The organism is Neobacillus nitrireducens, assembly GCF_030915405.1.
Lineage (GTDB): Bacteria > Bacillota > Bacilli > Bacillales > Cytobacillaceae > Neobacillus.
This window is the reverse complement of sequence record NZ_CP133262.1, coordinates 616,371-631,236: the sequence shown is the minus strand read 5'-3', so window position 1 is coordinate 631,236 and position 14,866 is coordinate 616,371. Positions and strand designations below refer to the sequence as shown.

Sequence of the window (14,866 nt, the reverse complement as noted above, 5' to 3'; positions counted from 1 at the left end):
GGTTGTGACCGGGTGGAAAATTTATTTACTTCGACTAGAGAAATTCAGCTCTATTATGCTGATACAGATATGATGGGTGTAATCTATCATGCAAATTATTTAAAGTTTTTTGAACTCGGAAGAACAGGATTAATTGAAGACCTTGGATACAATTATCTGTCTATGGAGGAGGCAGGTTTCTATTCACCTGTCTATGATATTCAAATTACCTATAAAAAACCTCTTCGGTATGGTGATAAGGGTTTTGTAAAAACGTGGGTAGAATTAAATGATGGCATCAAATCTGTTTATGGTTATACGATTACAAATGGGAACGATGAAATCTGTGCCGAGGGGAAATCAACCCATATTATCGTCAAGAAAGAAAATTTTAGACCCACTTCATTCAAAAAAGCCTTTCCTGAATGGTATTTAAAATATGAAGAAATTAAGAAGAAATAACAAACGGGCTAACATGTAAATTGAGGTGATATAATTGGCTTTTGGAATAAAAAGGCAGGAAGTCATCAAGTGGAAAAGAAATATTGATCATGGCGAAATAGCCTTTTTAACCCATTATTGGCTTGATGACCGATTTCCTGGATGTAAGACAGTTACGAAGGTTGGCTGCAATGATCTTGAAAAATTAGCTGCTTGGGGAAAGAAACATGGTCTAAAAAAAGAATGGATTCATCATAGGGTCGATGGCTATTCCCATTTTGATTTAATTGGGGAAAGGCAAAAGGAAATTTTGCTAAAAGAAGGCTTAGTTGAACACATTTGGATAGATAAAAAAGGCTCACTTGAAGATTAACTATCTTTCAAGTGAGCCTTCTGTTTACTTCTAAAGCTATTAATTAACATTAAATAGGAATTACCATCCAGCCGAAAATTAATAAAAGTGTAGTTACTGAGAAATGAACGACTACCGATGGGAAGATACTTTTAAATTTAATGGTAAGAAATCCAAGAAATATCCCTAGTAACATATAAGAAATAGATAGAATCAGTGAAAATCCAAACATAGTCGTGTGTAAACCAAAGGCAATACTTGTTACGACCATACCTAATGGGTGATTCGTGATCGTTATCAGCTTCGGAAGAAATATTCCCCGCCACAAAACCTCTTCAAGCAATGCATTGATGCATGAGAACAATAAAATGAATAGGACAGCAGACAGGCGCCCATCTTCAATTTTTACAAATAGTGACCCAATAATGGATAGGATTGAAAGTAGGCAAAGGATTAGAAAAACTTTACTCAGGGAAAATGCCATGTTAATAGGGAGTTGTATTTTCCCTGTAAGAATAGGTTTTTGAAAATAAGGGATGATTTCTTGTTTAAATTTCTTACTAACATAGCTAATCAAAAGAATTGGAATGAGTAATAACATTTGACTATACATAACTAGTGAATAGTGAGGGAAATGAAAGCTTTCCATAAAGGTATCCATATAAACAAGCAAAAGATTACCAAGAAAAAAAGAAATAACTACCCAGGCAAATGAGCGCATCCCTTCTTTAAAAAAGGCGACTAATAATAATAAAGCTATTAGTAGAACAAAAAAAGGAGAATACAAACCTCTTGTAAAAAAATAGGACATGAAAATAAATAAAACACTTAGCAAGATCCCTTTTTGGTTGTTACTGTTCATTCTCTGATCTCCAATCAAATTTCGTATAATTGAGTAAGAAAATGGGAACCGAATATCGGTTCCCATTTTCAAAACGCTTCTGAACAACAGGGCGCTTCGCAGTTCTTATTAAAGCCATTTTATTTTAGGCTCTGTTTTATTCATTATTCGTTTCACATTTGCACGGTGCCGGTAAATGACGAACGAAGCAAGCAGGAATACCACTATTAACAATGGGATGTCCCACTCCTGAATAAAACCTGATATTAAAGCAAACAGAAAAGCAGTTATTCCAGCAATCATAGATGATAAAGAGACATATTTGGTTATGTAAAGACTAATAAAAAATACTATTAATACTGTAAAAAACAGAAGTGGAGCACAAAGTAATAAAACACCCCCTGAAGTGGCAACTGCTTTTCCGCCACGGAAACCTGCAAAGATTGGATAGGTGTGACCAACAACCGCAAAAACACCTGCTAAAAGCGGATTTATCTCTACATTAAACAGGAGCGGCAAGGATGCTGCTAACGTCCCTTTCAATATATCTGCAAGAGTTACCACCATACCTGCTTTGACACCAAGTGTACGAAACGTATTCGTACCTCCTAAATTTCCACTTCCATGTTGACGAATATCTGTTTTATAAAAAACCTTTCCGATAATTAAACCAGATGGAATCGAGCCAAGTAAATAAGCAAGAATTAGGACTAAAATAATTTGAACCATGAATAAATTCTCCTTCTACATAAAGATCCAGTTCTTCTATTTTACCATGTAATATAGAAAAAACACCACGCTTTTCCGTTTCTGTCCAAAGAAAGGACAATTAGAGTCAATATTATTACGAAAATAAGGAGAATTTTCAAACCCTTTGTTTATCGATTGAAAGTAGTGAATGGAGTTAATATAATTTAGATATAATCATATATAACACATGAAAACCGACCGACGAAACGAGTGAAAAGGTCGGTTTTCATGTATCAAATAATCTTGAATGACAATTGGGGTGAAAACCAATGGCTACAAATCTCCAGTATTACTTAAATAATCATTATAAAGACATAAAGATATTATATGTTGAAGAGGAAAAGTTTTCGCGAGAAAAGCTCTTGCGTGTTTTAAAGCGTCGTTTTGTTGATGTTCACGCGGCAATTGACGATGTGGAAGCTCTTCAGCTTTACCAGCGTTACCAACCTGATTTGATTATTTGTGATATCAAAATGAATCAAATCAGCGGATTAGAATTCATTAATAAGATCCGTGCTTTAAACGAGCAAGTTCAAATCATAGCAACAACCTCTTATGATGATCAAGATATATTTATTGAATCGATTGCTAATAAAGTTAATCATTTTATCTTCAAACCAATTGATTTAGATTTCCTTTTGCAGGCGATTCAAAAATCAGTCTATCAAATGCAATTAGAGAAAGAGCTTGCCAAACAAAAGAAGTTATCGAGGGCCATTTTGGATTTTCAGGATAACCTCATTTTTATCATTGAAAACGATGAAATAATTGAATTTAATCAAGCCTTTGCCAACTTTACTGGAATTAGTAAGATACAAACTCAGTTACATAAGAGTAAATTACTTTCTAGTTATTTTGTTGAGGACATGAATTATTTTTACCCTAAGGACAAGAGTAAATGGTATCAGGAAATTCTGGAAACTGGAAAGAGCGCTTTAAAGGTGCACTGGAAAGATACTAATAGCAGAGATACGATCTTTTTACTAAAGACCAAGATTATTCCAGGTACCAACCAGTATCTAATTGTCTGTAAAGATATCACATCATTAGAGGATGAGAGTAGAAGGAATCGTCAATTGGTCCTGATGGATTCTTTAACCAACAGTATCAATCGATTAGAAATGGATGATATCTTGGCAATGGAAATAAGACGTTCCGAGCGATTGGGGCAGCCTTTTTCACTTATATTGATCGATATTGACTTCTTTAAACATGTGAATGAACGGTTTGGACAACAAGCTGAGGATAAAGTCCTCCATACGATTTCTACTATCGTTCAACAACGGATTAGAGAATCAGATATTTTTGTCCGCTGGGGTGGAGAAGAATTTATTATACTCACTCCCGGAACCGACGGAAAGGGAGCAATAGAATTAGCAGAATCTATCCGTGCCATCATCGAAGACTTTCCGTTTAAAGATATAGATCCGATTACTTGTAGTTTTGGGATTACTGAGTTTACTCGAGGCAAAGCGAAAAATGAATTGATAGTAGAGGCAGATAAGGCACTCACTCAATCTAAAAATAAAGGTCGAAACTGTATAACCAATTACAGTCAGGAAAGTTAAGAGGGTGGTCAGAGTGCTTTTGTGGTATATTTTTATATTCTTGGTAATTGGATTATTCATTTTTGTTATTTTCCAATCTATTCGTAATAGCCGTGAGTTAATGAAAAAGTTGAAAGAAAGTGAAAACAGCTACCGGGATTTGGCAAAAAAATATGAAGCTGCGAAAATTTTGAAACACGATTTAGAAATTAGAATTCAAGAAGAAGTTGCCAAAAATCGTGCGAAGGATTATGCCCTTATCCAGCAATCAAGACTTGCTGCGATGGGAGAATTGATTGCTAGTATGGGTCATCAATGGCGTCAGCCGTTAAATAGCTTATCATTATTGATCCAGGACGTAAGAGAAGCACTAGTGTTCGGGGAAATTGACGATCAATATATGGACCGGTTTACAAAAGAAAGCATGTTCCAAATTAAGGAAATGTCGCAAACAATTAATGATTTTCGCAGATTTTATAAACCGAACAAGGAAAAAACCCCATTTTATGTAGGGGATTCGATTGAAGATGCCCTATCCATCTTTTCAACCAGTTTAAAAAAACATGCCATTCAAGTGGAGTTTGAATATCGAGGACAGTATACGGCTATTGGTTTTCCCAATGAATATAGCCAAGTTGTCCTTAATCTATTAACAAATACAAGGGATGCTTTTGTTCAAAACGATACAAAAAATCGAAAAATATTCATCACCATAGGTGAAACGGACAGAGAGATCACAGCAGAATTTATCGATAATGCTGGCGGAATCGAACGAGAAATACTTGAGAAAATCTTCGATCCTTATTTTACGACGAGACAACACGGGACTGGTTTAGGACTTTATCTCGCAAAGAGGATATTGGAAAATATGGAAGGAAGTGTCCAGGTAGAAAATACCGGGGATGGAGCCCGATTTTGCCTCATCATCCCGAAGGCAGCCCCCGCGGTTAAACCAGAACTTATTTCCGTATCAAGTTAATACTAACTTGCTCCTTTTACCAGGGGCTTTTTCTATTTGAAAACCTTTTATTATGTTTTTTTTTGAAAATATAGGTAAAATAAAGAGGGAAAGGGAGTGAGACTTTTGACGATTGAAAATCCAAGTCGCAATGAAATTGGAACAATTTTAAACAAGGCAAAAAGAATCGCTGTTGTTGGGTTGAGTGATAATCCTGAACGAACATCCTATCAAGTTTCCGCTGCTATGCAAAAAGCTGGTTATGACATTATTCCAGTGAATCCAACAATTGATCAGGTGCTGGGTGTAAAAGCCGTTGCTTCACTGAAGGATATTGAAGGTCATGTGGACATTGTTAACGTTTTTCGCAGGTCGGAACAACTGTTCGGTGTTGCAAAAGAATTTGATTTAATCGATGCAGATGTATATTGGGCCCAGCTTGGTCTTGAAAATGAAGAAGCCTATGAGTTTTTAAAAAATAAGGGATATACTGTCATTATGAATCGCTGTATTAAAGTTGAACATGCGTTAACAAGGGTATAATTTTTTACCAAAAAACTGCTAAAGATTAGCAGTTTTTTTCTTTTATTTCCCCAATTACGCCTGCTAATATTATTACAAAATTATGTTGTTTAAAAATACCTATTTGCCAAAATAAAATAAATCGCTACAATTAAGCATAGACGCCGCAAGTTATATGATAAAATAAGAAGCGGCAAACATTGGTTCTATTTTATAATTAAAAAGATAATTAAATGAACGTCTAATCAATTAGTTCATGAAGCAATTAGAAGGATACTTCTTTTTGTAGGGAATGAAAGGGGTATTTTAGTGGCAAGGAATCAGCAAGTTTTTGATTATAATGATGATGCCATACAGGTACTAGAAGGTCTTGAGGCCGTTAGAAAACGCCCGGGAATGTACATTGGCAGCACCGATGCACGAGGACTCCATCATCTTGTTTACGAGATTGTTGACAATTCTGTCGATGAAGCGCTTGGTGGATTTGGTGATCAAATCATTGTAAAAATACACAAAGATAATTCAATAAGTGTAAATGACCGAGGACGCGGAATGCCTACGGGAATGCACAAAATGGGGAAACCGACACCAGAGGTTATCTTAACTGTTCTTCATGCCGGCGGTAAGTTTGGTCAAGGCGGTTATAAAACAAGCGGCGGTTTGCACGGTGTTGGTGCATCAGTAGTTAATGCGTTATCTGAATGGTTAACCGTCACAATTAAAAGAGACGGTTTCGTATATGAACAGCGCTTTGAAAATGGCGGCAAGCCGGTAACAACGCTTGAAAAAATCGGCAAAACCAATCAAACAGGAACAACAATTCATTTTAAGCCGGATCCGACTATTTTTTCGACGACCACTTATAACTTTGAGACTTTATGTGAGAGGTTAAGAGAGTCCGCATTCTTACTTAAAGGATTAAAAATAGAAATTATCGATGGACGGAATGATTTCCACGAAGTTTTTCATTATGAAAATGGAATTGAAGCGTTTGTTTCCTATTTAAACGAAGAAAAGGATGTTCTGCACCCAGTTATTAGCCTCGAAGGCGCTAATCATGGGATTGAAGTTGATTTTGCGTTTCAATTTAATGATGGCTATTCAGAAAATGTCCTCTCGTTCGTTAATAATGTCCGCACAAGAGACGGCGGTACGCATGAAGCCGGGGCTAAAACAGCCATGACAAGAGTATTTAACGATTATGCACGAAAGGTTTCTTTCTTAAAAGACAAAGATAAAAACCTTGATGGTGCAGATATCCGCGAAGGTTTGTCAGCAATCATCTCCGTTCGAATCCCGGAAGAACTGCTCCAGTTCGAAGGACAAACGAAGGGTAAATTAGGAACAAGTGAAGCTAGGTCCGCTGTCGATGCGGTTGTTTCTGAACATCTCTCCTATTTTCTAGAAGAGAACCCTGATATTAGCTCCCTTCTGATCAAGAAATCAATAAAAGCCTATCAAGCAAGAGAGGCTGCAAGAAAAGCGCGTGAAGACGCAAGGAGCGGAAAAAAACGCAAGCGTTCAGATGCGGTTTTATCTGGTAAACTAACACCAGCCCAATCTCGTAATCCGCAAAAAAATGAACTTTACCTGGTCGAGGGTGATTCCGCAGGTGGTTCGGCAAAACAAGGGCGTGACCGACGCTTCCAAGCTGTTCTTCCACTGAGGGGTAAAGTAATTAATACCGAAAAAGCCAAGCTCGCTGACATTTTTAAGAATGAAGAAATCAATACGATTATTCATGCCATTGGCGGTGGAGTAGGAACCGATTTTAGTGTAGAAGATATCAATTACGATAAAATTGTCATAATGACCGATGCCGATACAGATGGCGCACATATTCAAGTGTTACTGCTTACTTTCTTTTATCGTTATATGAAGCCCTTGCTCGAAGCGGGTAAAGTGTTTATTGCCCTTCCACCGTTATATAAGGTGAGTAAAGGGACAGGCAAAAAAGAAATCATTGAATATGCTTGGAGTGATGATGACCTCCAGGATGCAATTAAAAAAGTTGGCAGAGGCTATATTCTTCAACGCTATAAAGGACTTGGAGAAATGAACGCCGACCAACTATGGGATACAACGATGGACCCGGAAACACGGACGTTGATTCGTGTGAAAATAGATGATGCCGCAAGAGCGGAACGCAGGGTGACCACGCTGATGGGTGATAAAGTGGAACCGCGTCGAAAATGGATTGAAAGCAATGTGGCCTTTGGTTTAGAAGAGGATGACACCATATTAGAAAATGAAAATATTACGGTCTCTGAGGAGGATTCTGAAGGATGAGTACAAATGAAAAATTCCGTGACTTGCCTCTAGAAGATGTAATTGGTGATCGTTTTGGTCGATATAGTAAGTATATTATTCAAGAACGAGCCCTTCCCGATGCACGTGACGGCTTAAAACCAGTACAGCGGAGAATTCTTTATGCGATGCATTTTGAAGGAAATACGCATGATAAGGGTTTTCGGAAATCAGCTAAAACGGTCGGAAACGTGATTGGTAACTACCACCCACACGGTGATTCATCTGTGTATGAGGCAATGGTACGGATGAGTCAGGATTGGAAAGTAAGAAATGTTTTGGTCCAAATGCATGGAAACAACGGCAGCGTCGATGGCGATCCGCCAGCAGCCATGCGTTATACGGAAGCAAGGCTTTCAGCGATTGCTGCAGAATTAATGCGGGATATCGAAAAAAATACCGTGGAATTCATTCCAAACTTTGATGATACTTCGAAAGAGCCAACAGTATTACCAGCCATGTTCCCTAATCTCCTTGTCAATGGATCAACAGGAATTTCAGCGGGCTATGCAACAGATATCCCGCCGCATCATCTTGGTGAAATTATTGATGGGGTCATCAAGAGAATGGACCAACCTGATTGTTCAGTCGATGATTTAATGACAATCATCAAAGGTCCTGATTTCCCTACAGGCGGTATCATTCAAGGGGTAGCTGGGATTAAAAAAGCCTATGAAACTGGTAAAGGAAAAATTATCGTCCGCAGTAAAGCGGAAATCGAAGAGGTACGTGGCGGTAAGCAGCAAATTGTTATCACCGAAATTCCTTATGAGATTAATAAGGCCAATCTCGTCAAAAAAATGGATGAATTCCGTCTCGATCGAAAAGTGGAAGGCATCTCTGAAATCCGTGATGAAACGGACCGGACAGGTCTTAGAATTGTCATTGATTTAAAGAAAGATGCCGATGCAGAAGGTGTCTTAAACTATTTATACAAAAATAGTGACCTTCAAATAACTTACAATTTTAATATGGTTGCCATTTATAAAAAACGTCCTAAATTAATGGGACTAAGAGATATGTTGGATGCATATATCGAGCATCAAAAGGAAGTTGTAACAAGAAGATCGCAATTTGATCTAAATAAGGCCAAAGAGCGGCAGCATATCGTCGAAGGATTAATGAAGGCTTTATCGATCCTCGATGAAGTAATCGCCACCATCCGTGCTTCCAAGGATAAACGCGATGCGAAGGACAATTTAATGGCCAAGTTTGCGTTTACCGAGCTTCAATCAGAAGCAATCGTTTCTTTACAGCTATATCGCTTAACGAACACCGATATCACTGCACTGAGACAGGAAGCTGAAGAATTAGCAAAAAGGATTGATGAGCTAACTAGTATTTTAGCAAGCGATAAAACGTTATTCTCTGTGATTAAAAAAGAATTAAAAGATGTCAAAAAACGGTTTGCAGATGAGCGTCGTTCTAAGATCGAAGCGGAAATCGAAGAATTAAAAATCAATCTTGAAGTCACCGTCCCAAGTGAAGACGTAATTGTTACGGTTACAAAAGAGGGTTATGTGAAGCGAACAAGCCCGCGTTCTTTTGCGGCCTCTAGTGGTCAGGACCTTGCCATGAAGGATTCAGATCGTTTGTTCGCACAGCTTGAAATGAATACAAAAGATGTTTTGCTCCTGTTCACGAATAAAGGAAATTACTTATTCTGCCCAGTCCACGAGCTGCCGGATATCCGCTGGAAAGACCTTGGACAGCATGTCGCGAATATTATTCCAATTGAGCGTGATGAAGAGATTATCCAAGCCGTTCCTGTGAAGGACTTTGAGGCAAATTTATTTCTAGTCTTTGTCACTAAAAACGGGATGGTCAAGAAAACAGAGCTGAAACACTATAAAGCACAACGTTATTCCAAACCGCTTGTTGGCATTAACTTGAAGGATGATGATCAAGTTACGGATGTTCATCTAACAGACGGAACGAAGGAATTATTCTTAATCACCCACTTAGGTTACTCTTTATGGTTTCATGAAGAAGAAATTAGTATTGTCGGTGCGCGTGCTGCCGGTGTTAAAGGAATTAATTTAAAAGATGACGATTTTGTCATTGGCGGTAGAATTATTCATTCAGACAGTAACGAAACCATTGTTATTTCGACACAGCGCGGAGCTGTGAAGCGGATGAAACTAAAAGAGTTTGAAAAAGCAACACGAGCCAAGCGCGGAGTTGTCATTTTAAGAGAGCTTAAGTCCAATCCACACCGAATCACTGGATTTGTCATCGTAAAAGAACAGGATGTTATTTATCTCCAGACGGAAAAAGGTCATATTGAAACATTGAATACAGTTGATATTCACTTCAGTGACCGTTATTCGAACGGGTCATTTATTCTTGATGAGGATGACAAAGGAAAAGTAACCACTGCTTGGAAAGTTCCATCATCAGAAAAACCAGGTCTATAAATTTTTGTAGGATTCTCTAGAAATCTAGAGGGTCCTTTTTCATCATTTTTCCAAAACTGGACATACTAACTATTAACAGATTTGGGAGGGATCATGAATGAAAAAAGAGATGCTTCTAGTTATTGCTTCGTTTTTTCTCATGTCACTTACTGCGATTACCGGGGTTTATGCCATCGAAGAAACGACAAAAATAGTCACTATTTCAAATGAGGAAGCAGACATTACAGGTGATGGTAAAGAGGAGGAGATCCTTTTAAAGGGGGTTCCTTATCAGAAAGAAGATACATTTTTGGAGAAGATTTATTTTGAAATTAACGCCTCGAACGGTAAGAAATATTCCTTCCCTTTGGAAAGTGGTGCTAGAGCTTCCTTTCAGTTAGTGGACTTAAACGGTGATGGCTTACAGGATATATTTGCAAGTGTGTTGACAGGTGAAAGTGAGGGAATTGTCCAAAACTACGCCTATTCTCTAAAAGATTTTGATCAAACCAATATCCCATTACCGGAGCCGCTTGAAATGGAAAGCCATTTTTTAAAAGGATATAAAGCTGAAATCAAACTTGCCACAACGGGAAAAGCTTATCGGTTTGATTTAAAGGACCGAAAAATATATTATAAAAGGCTCGGACTTTATTATAATGGAAAACTAAATGAGCCTACTGAACTGACCGTAAACCCATTTAACCAACTCCAACCGATCGCAAAGGGCAATAAAGTGGAGTTACAGGGGGAACAAAGGGTTACTGGAATCGCAAACGCAGACGTCATTGCATCGGTTAAATCTACTTGGACGTTTGAAAATGGTCATTGGAAACTAAAAAGTACCATTGTAAATAAAGAATTAAATAGATAACTTTTTTAACACAGGCCTTCCTGTGTTTTTTATTTTGATAATAATTGACGAGATAATCTGTCAGGAATATACTTATGATTGCTTAGCAAGCCGCATGACTTCGATAAAAATTTAATAAATTATTTTGTTCATATTCAGTTCATAAAACTAGGATAAAATTACTCTTAATTACTATTAAAAACGGAGTTGAAGGATTTTGATTAAATTAACCAAATTTCTAAAACCATTTCAATTAGCCATTTATCTGGTTTTAGGCCTCGTGCTCTTACAGTCCTTGTCAGAGCTTTACTTGCCAACTTTAATGGCTGATATCGTTGACAAAGGTGTAGTAACTGGCGATACAAATTACATATGGAAAATCGGCGGTTTCATGCTGCTTGTTGCAGCAGGAGGCATGATTTGTTCGATTGCTGCAAGTTTTTACTCAGCAAAAGCAGCTTCAGGCTTTGGAAGGTTATTGCGGAGCAAAATTTTCGCACACGTTGGGAATTTTTCGTTACATGAGTTTGATAAACTCGGAACTGCCTCATTAATTACCAGAACAACTAACGATATTACCCAAATCCAGCAGGTATTAGTAATGATGTTACGTATGATGGCGATGGCGCCGATGATGTGTATTGGTGGGATCATTATGGCCTATTCCAAGGATGCCAAGCTCACTTTAGTTCTTGCGGTCGCTTTGCCGATTCTCGTGCTAGCAATCATGGTTATTGCTAGAAAAGGGATCCCGCTTTTTAAAGCGATGCAAGTTAAATTAGATAATCTCAATCGTGTTTTACGTGAAAACTTAACAGGGATTCGTGTCATTCGTTCTTTTAATCGAGTCGACCATGAGAAGAAGCGTTTTGATGAAGCTAACTGGGATTTAACACAAACAGCGATTAAGGTTAATAAAATCATGGCGGCCATGATGCCGATTATGATGATTGTGTTAAACCTCTCGACAGTAGCGATTGTCTGGTTTGGTGGACTGCGGATTAGCCATGGTCATATGCAGGTCGGTGATATGATGGCGTTTATTCAGTATGCAATGCAAATTATGTTCTCGTTTATTATGCTGTCGATGATGTTTGTGATGATCCCAAGGGCATCCGTATCTGCTGTCCGAATCAACGAAGTTCTTGAAACTGTAGCAGATATTAAGGATTCATCCACGCCGTTATCAGGAGATGCCGTAATAGGGCATGTAGAATTCCAGGATGTAACTTTCAGCTATCCTGGAGCGGAAATGCCTGCTATTTCTAATATTTCCTTTTCAATGAGGCCGGGTGAAGTGACAGCGATTATCGGTGGAACAGGCTCAGGAAAGTCAACATTGATTAACTTGATTCCGCGCTTTTATGATGTCGACAGCGGAAAAGTCCTTGTCGATGGGATTGATGTTAGGGAAATAGCCCAAGAACAGCTTAGGAAAAAAATTGGGTTTGTCCCCCAGCAATCCGTGCTTTTTACCGGGACTATTGCTGAAAATATTCGTTATGGTAAAGAAACGGCAACGACAGAAGAAGTGGAACATGCGGCAGAAGTTGCTCAGGCGAAAGAATTTATTGCCAATATGCCAGAAGGGTTTGATGCGGTAATCGCACAGGGGGGAACAAATGTTTCGGGCGGTCAGAAACAACGATTATCGATTGCGAGAGCCCTCGTTCGAAAGCCAGAAATCTATATATTCGATGACAGCTTTTCCGCATTAGACTTTAAAACGGATGCCAAACTTCGCTCAGCCTTAAAAGCAGAAACGGGTAATTCCACTGTATTAATCGTAGCACAACGAGTAACCACAATTATGGATGCCGATCAGATTATTGTCCTAGATAACGGCGAAATTACCGGAATTGGCAAACACAAGGAATTGATGGAATCGAGTGCGGTTTACCGTGAAATTGTCATGTCACAGCTGTCAGAGGAGGAAATCGCATGAGTAAGAATCAAAAATTCGAACAAGAGTCCGGACCACGCAAACCCGGCCCAGGTCCAGGCGGAGGATTTGGCCCGATGGGAATGGGTATGCCAGTCCAAAAAGCAAAGAACTTTAAAGGAACCTTAAATCGATTAATCAGCTATTTAAAACCTTTTAAATTACAGCTACTTTCTGTATTAGTTACTGCGATAATTAGTACCATCTTCGCGATCGTCAGCCCGAAAATTATGGGGAAAGCAACAACCAAATTATTTGAAGGCTTGATGATGAAGCTGAAGGGTGGCCCTGGGGCCAAAATAGATTTTGATTATATCGGTCAAATTATTATTTTACTCATTGGCCTCTATATATTGAGTGCAATTTTCGCCTATTTACAACAATACATCATGGCAGGTGTGGCGCAAAAAACGGTGTATAATCTCCGAAAAGAAGTAGAGGAAAAGCTTAATCGGCTGCCGTTAAAATACTTTGATTCACGTACCCATGGGGAGATTCTCAGCCGAGCGGTCAATGATGTCGATAATATTAGCACGACATTACAACAAAGCTTAACCCAGTTGATTACCTCTGTAGTTACTATTATCGGAGTAATCATCATGATGCTATCCATCAGTCCATTGATGACATTGATTGTTATTGTAACCCTGCCACTAAGTGGTGTGGCGATTGCAAAGATCGCCAAAAAGTCACAGCTCTATTTTAAAGGGCAGCAAAAATCACTTGGCCAGCTTAATGGTCACGTGGAAGAAATGTACACAGGGCATAAGGTAGTCAAAGTATTTGGACATGAGCAGAAATCGATTGAAACATTTGAAGAAATTAATGATACTCTCTACCAATCCGCATGGAAGGCCCAATTTGTATCCGGGATGATTATGCCACTCATGTCATTTATTAATAATATTGGCTATGTCCTAGTCTCCGTCGTGGGCGGAATCCTGGTTACGAAAAAAGCGATTGAAATAGGAGATATTCAGGCCTTTATTCAATATTCGCGGCAATTTTCCCAGCCAATTGCTCAAACAGCATCGATCGCCAACGTTATTCAATCAACCATCGCCAGTGCGGAACGTGTGTTCGAAATCTTGGATGAAACGGAAGAAGTCCCAGAAGCGGTTCATGCGAAAGTAATTACTGCTCCAAAGGGTGAAGTAACTTTTGAACAGGTTACTTTCGGCTACGAGGAAAATGAAATCTTAATTAAAGATATGCAAATTGATGTGAAATCTGGCCAGACAGTTGCAATAGTCGGACCAACAGGGGCAGGGAAGACCACACTTATTAATTTGTTAATGCGATTCTACGAACTTAATTCTGGTCGAATCTTAATTGATGGAATTGATACTAGAGATCTTAAAAGGGAACACCTGAGGAGCTTATTTGGGATGGTTCTGCAGGATACATGGCTATTTAATAGTACGATTTATGATAATATCGCCTATGGAAGGGAAGGGGCAACAAAAGAAGAAGTGGTTGCAGCGGCTCGTGCAGCCAACGCAGACCATTTTATCCGAACTCTTCCGGATGGGTATGAAACGATTTTGAACGAGGAAGCATCCAATATTTCTCAAGGCCAAAAACAACTGTTAACGATTGCCAGGGCGATACTCGCTAATCCAGCGATTCTGATTCTTGACGAAGCAACAAGCAGTGTCGACACCCGTACAGAGGTACAAATTCAAAAGGCGATGAATCATTTGATGAAAGGGAGGACCAGCTTTGTAATCGCCCACAGATTATCAACGATTCGTGAAGCTGATTTAATCCTTGTGATGAATAATGGAAGTGTGATTGAAAAAGGAAATCATCTTGAATTACTTGAAAAAGGCGGATTTTATGCAGATTTGTATAATAGTCAGTTTAGTGGAAGTAATTTAATGAAAGATGTAGGATAAAATGAAGCGTTTAGAGAGCTATTAGCTGTCTGAACGCTTTTTTTACATTGAAGAAAATGAATAAAAATTTCGCTTCGTCT

12 protein-coding genes are annotated in these 14,866 nt (G+C 38.6%); 10 read left to right on the top strand and 2 right to left on the bottom strand.

Annotated elements, in window-relative coordinates:
• Positions 1-12: 12 nt before the first annotated feature.
• The gene (locus tag RCG22_RS02995) at positions 13-441 is read left to right on the top strand and encodes an acyl-CoA thioesterase (protein ID WP_308105658.1); all 429 of its coding nucleotides are present in this window, start codon (positions 13-15) and stop codon (positions 439-441) included.
• Positions 442-475: 34 nt separating this feature from the next.
• Positions 476-793: a hypothetical protein gene (locus RCG22_RS02990; RefSeq protein WP_308105657.1), complete on the top strand. Its 318-nt coding sequence runs from the start codon at positions 476-478 to the stop codon at positions 791-793.
• Positions 794-842: 49 nt separating this feature from the next.
• On the opposite strand, the gene RCG22_RS02985 is transcribed toward RCG22_RS02990, so the two are convergent.
• Both RCG22_RS02985 and plsY read right to left on the bottom strand, forming a co-directional pair.
• On the bottom strand, positions 843-1,634 hold the full coding sequence (locus RCG22_RS02985) for a CPBP family intramembrane glutamic endopeptidase (protein WP_308105656.1): 792 nt from the start codon (positions 1,632-1,634) through the stop codon (positions 843-845).
• A 108-nt stretch (positions 1,635-1,742) separates the two neighbouring features.
• Positions 1,743-2,342: a glycerol-3-phosphate 1-O-acyltransferase PlsY gene (gene plsY, locus RCG22_RS02980; protein WP_308105655.1), complete on the bottom strand. Its 600-nt coding sequence runs from the start codon at positions 2,340-2,342 to the stop codon at positions 1,743-1,745.
• Positions 2,343-2,632: 290 nt separating this feature from the next.
• On the opposite strand from plsY, the gene RCG22_RS02975 reads away from it, so the two are divergent.
• The 8 genes from RCG22_RS02975 (at position 2,633) to RCG22_RS02940 (ending at position 14,786) form a co-directional block, all read left to right on the top strand.
• Positions 2,633-3,931, top strand: coding sequence for a GGDEF domain-containing response regulator (locus RCG22_RS02975; RefSeq protein WP_308105654.1), 1,299 nt, complete (start codon positions 2,633-2,635; stop codon positions 3,929-3,931).
• A gap of 13 nt (positions 3,932-3,944) precedes the next feature.
• Positions 3,945-4,889, top strand: a complete 945-nt coding sequence (locus RCG22_RS02970; RefSeq protein WP_308105653.1) for a sensor histidine kinase — start codon at positions 3,945-3,947, stop codon at positions 4,887-4,889.
• A 105-nt stretch (positions 4,890-4,994) separates the two neighbouring features.
• The gene (locus RCG22_RS02965; protein WP_308107074.1) at positions 4,995-5,411 is read left to right on the top strand and encodes a CoA-binding protein; all 417 of its coding nucleotides are present in this window, start codon (positions 4,995-4,997) and stop codon (positions 5,409-5,411) included.
• A 288-nt stretch (positions 5,412-5,699) separates the two neighbouring features.
• Complete coding sequence (gene parE, locus RCG22_RS02960) at positions 5,700-7,679, top strand: DNA topoisomerase IV subunit B (protein WP_098260595.1); 1,980 nt, start codon at positions 5,700-5,702, stop codon at positions 7,677-7,679.
• Positions 7,676-10,114 carry a DNA topoisomerase IV subunit A gene (parC, locus tag RCG22_RS02955; RefSeq protein WP_308105652.1) on the top strand — a complete coding sequence of 813 codons (2,439 nt, stop codon included), beginning with the start codon at positions 7,676-7,678 and terminating at the stop codon, positions 10,112-10,114. Before parE ends, parC begins: the two co-directional genes overlap by 4 nt.
• Positions 10,115-10,211: 97 nt before the next feature.
• The gene (locus tag RCG22_RS02950; protein WP_308105651.1) at positions 10,212-10,967 is read left to right on the top strand and encodes a hypothetical protein; all 756 of its coding nucleotides are present in this window, start codon (positions 10,212-10,214) and stop codon (positions 10,965-10,967) included.
• Positions 10,968-11,163: 196 nt separating this feature from the next.
• A complete protein-coding gene (locus tag RCG22_RS02945) occupies positions 11,164-12,891 on the top strand; it encodes an ABC transporter ATP-binding protein (protein WP_308105650.1) in 1,728 nt (575 codons plus the stop codon).
• Positions 12,888-14,786 carry an ABC transporter ATP-binding protein gene (locus RCG22_RS02940; protein WP_308105649.1) on the top strand — a complete coding sequence of 633 codons (1,899 nt, stop codon included), beginning with the start codon at positions 12,888-12,890 and terminating at the stop codon, positions 14,784-14,786. Before RCG22_RS02945 ends, RCG22_RS02940 begins: the two co-directional genes overlap by 4 nt.
• Positions 14,787-14,866: the final 80 nt, after the last annotated feature.

Bases quoted from the DNA above. Each gene is read 5' to 3' on its own strand.
- RCG22_RS02985 (WP_308105656.1), bottom strand. From the start codon at position 1,634: ATGAACAGTAACAACCAAAAAGGGATCTTGCTAAGTGTTTTATTTATT.
- plsY (WP_308105655.1), bottom strand. From the start codon at position 2,342: ATGGTTCAAATTATTTTAGTCCTAATTCTTGCTTATTTACTTGGCTCG.
- RCG22_RS02950 (WP_308105651.1), top strand. From the start codon at position 10,212: ATGAAAAAAGAGATGCTTCTAGTTATTGCTTCGTTTTTTCTCATGTCA.
- RCG22_RS02940 (WP_308105649.1), top strand. From the start codon at position 12,888: ATGAGTAAGAATCAAAAATTCGAACAAGAGTCCGGACCACGCAAACCC.
- RCG22_RS02975 (WP_308105654.1), top strand. From the start codon at position 2,633: ATGGCTACAAATCTCCAGTATTACTTAAATAATCATTATAAAGACATA.
- parC (WP_308105652.1), top strand. From the start codon at position 7,676: ATGAGTACAAATGAAAAATTCCGTGACTTGCCTCTAGAAGATGTAATT.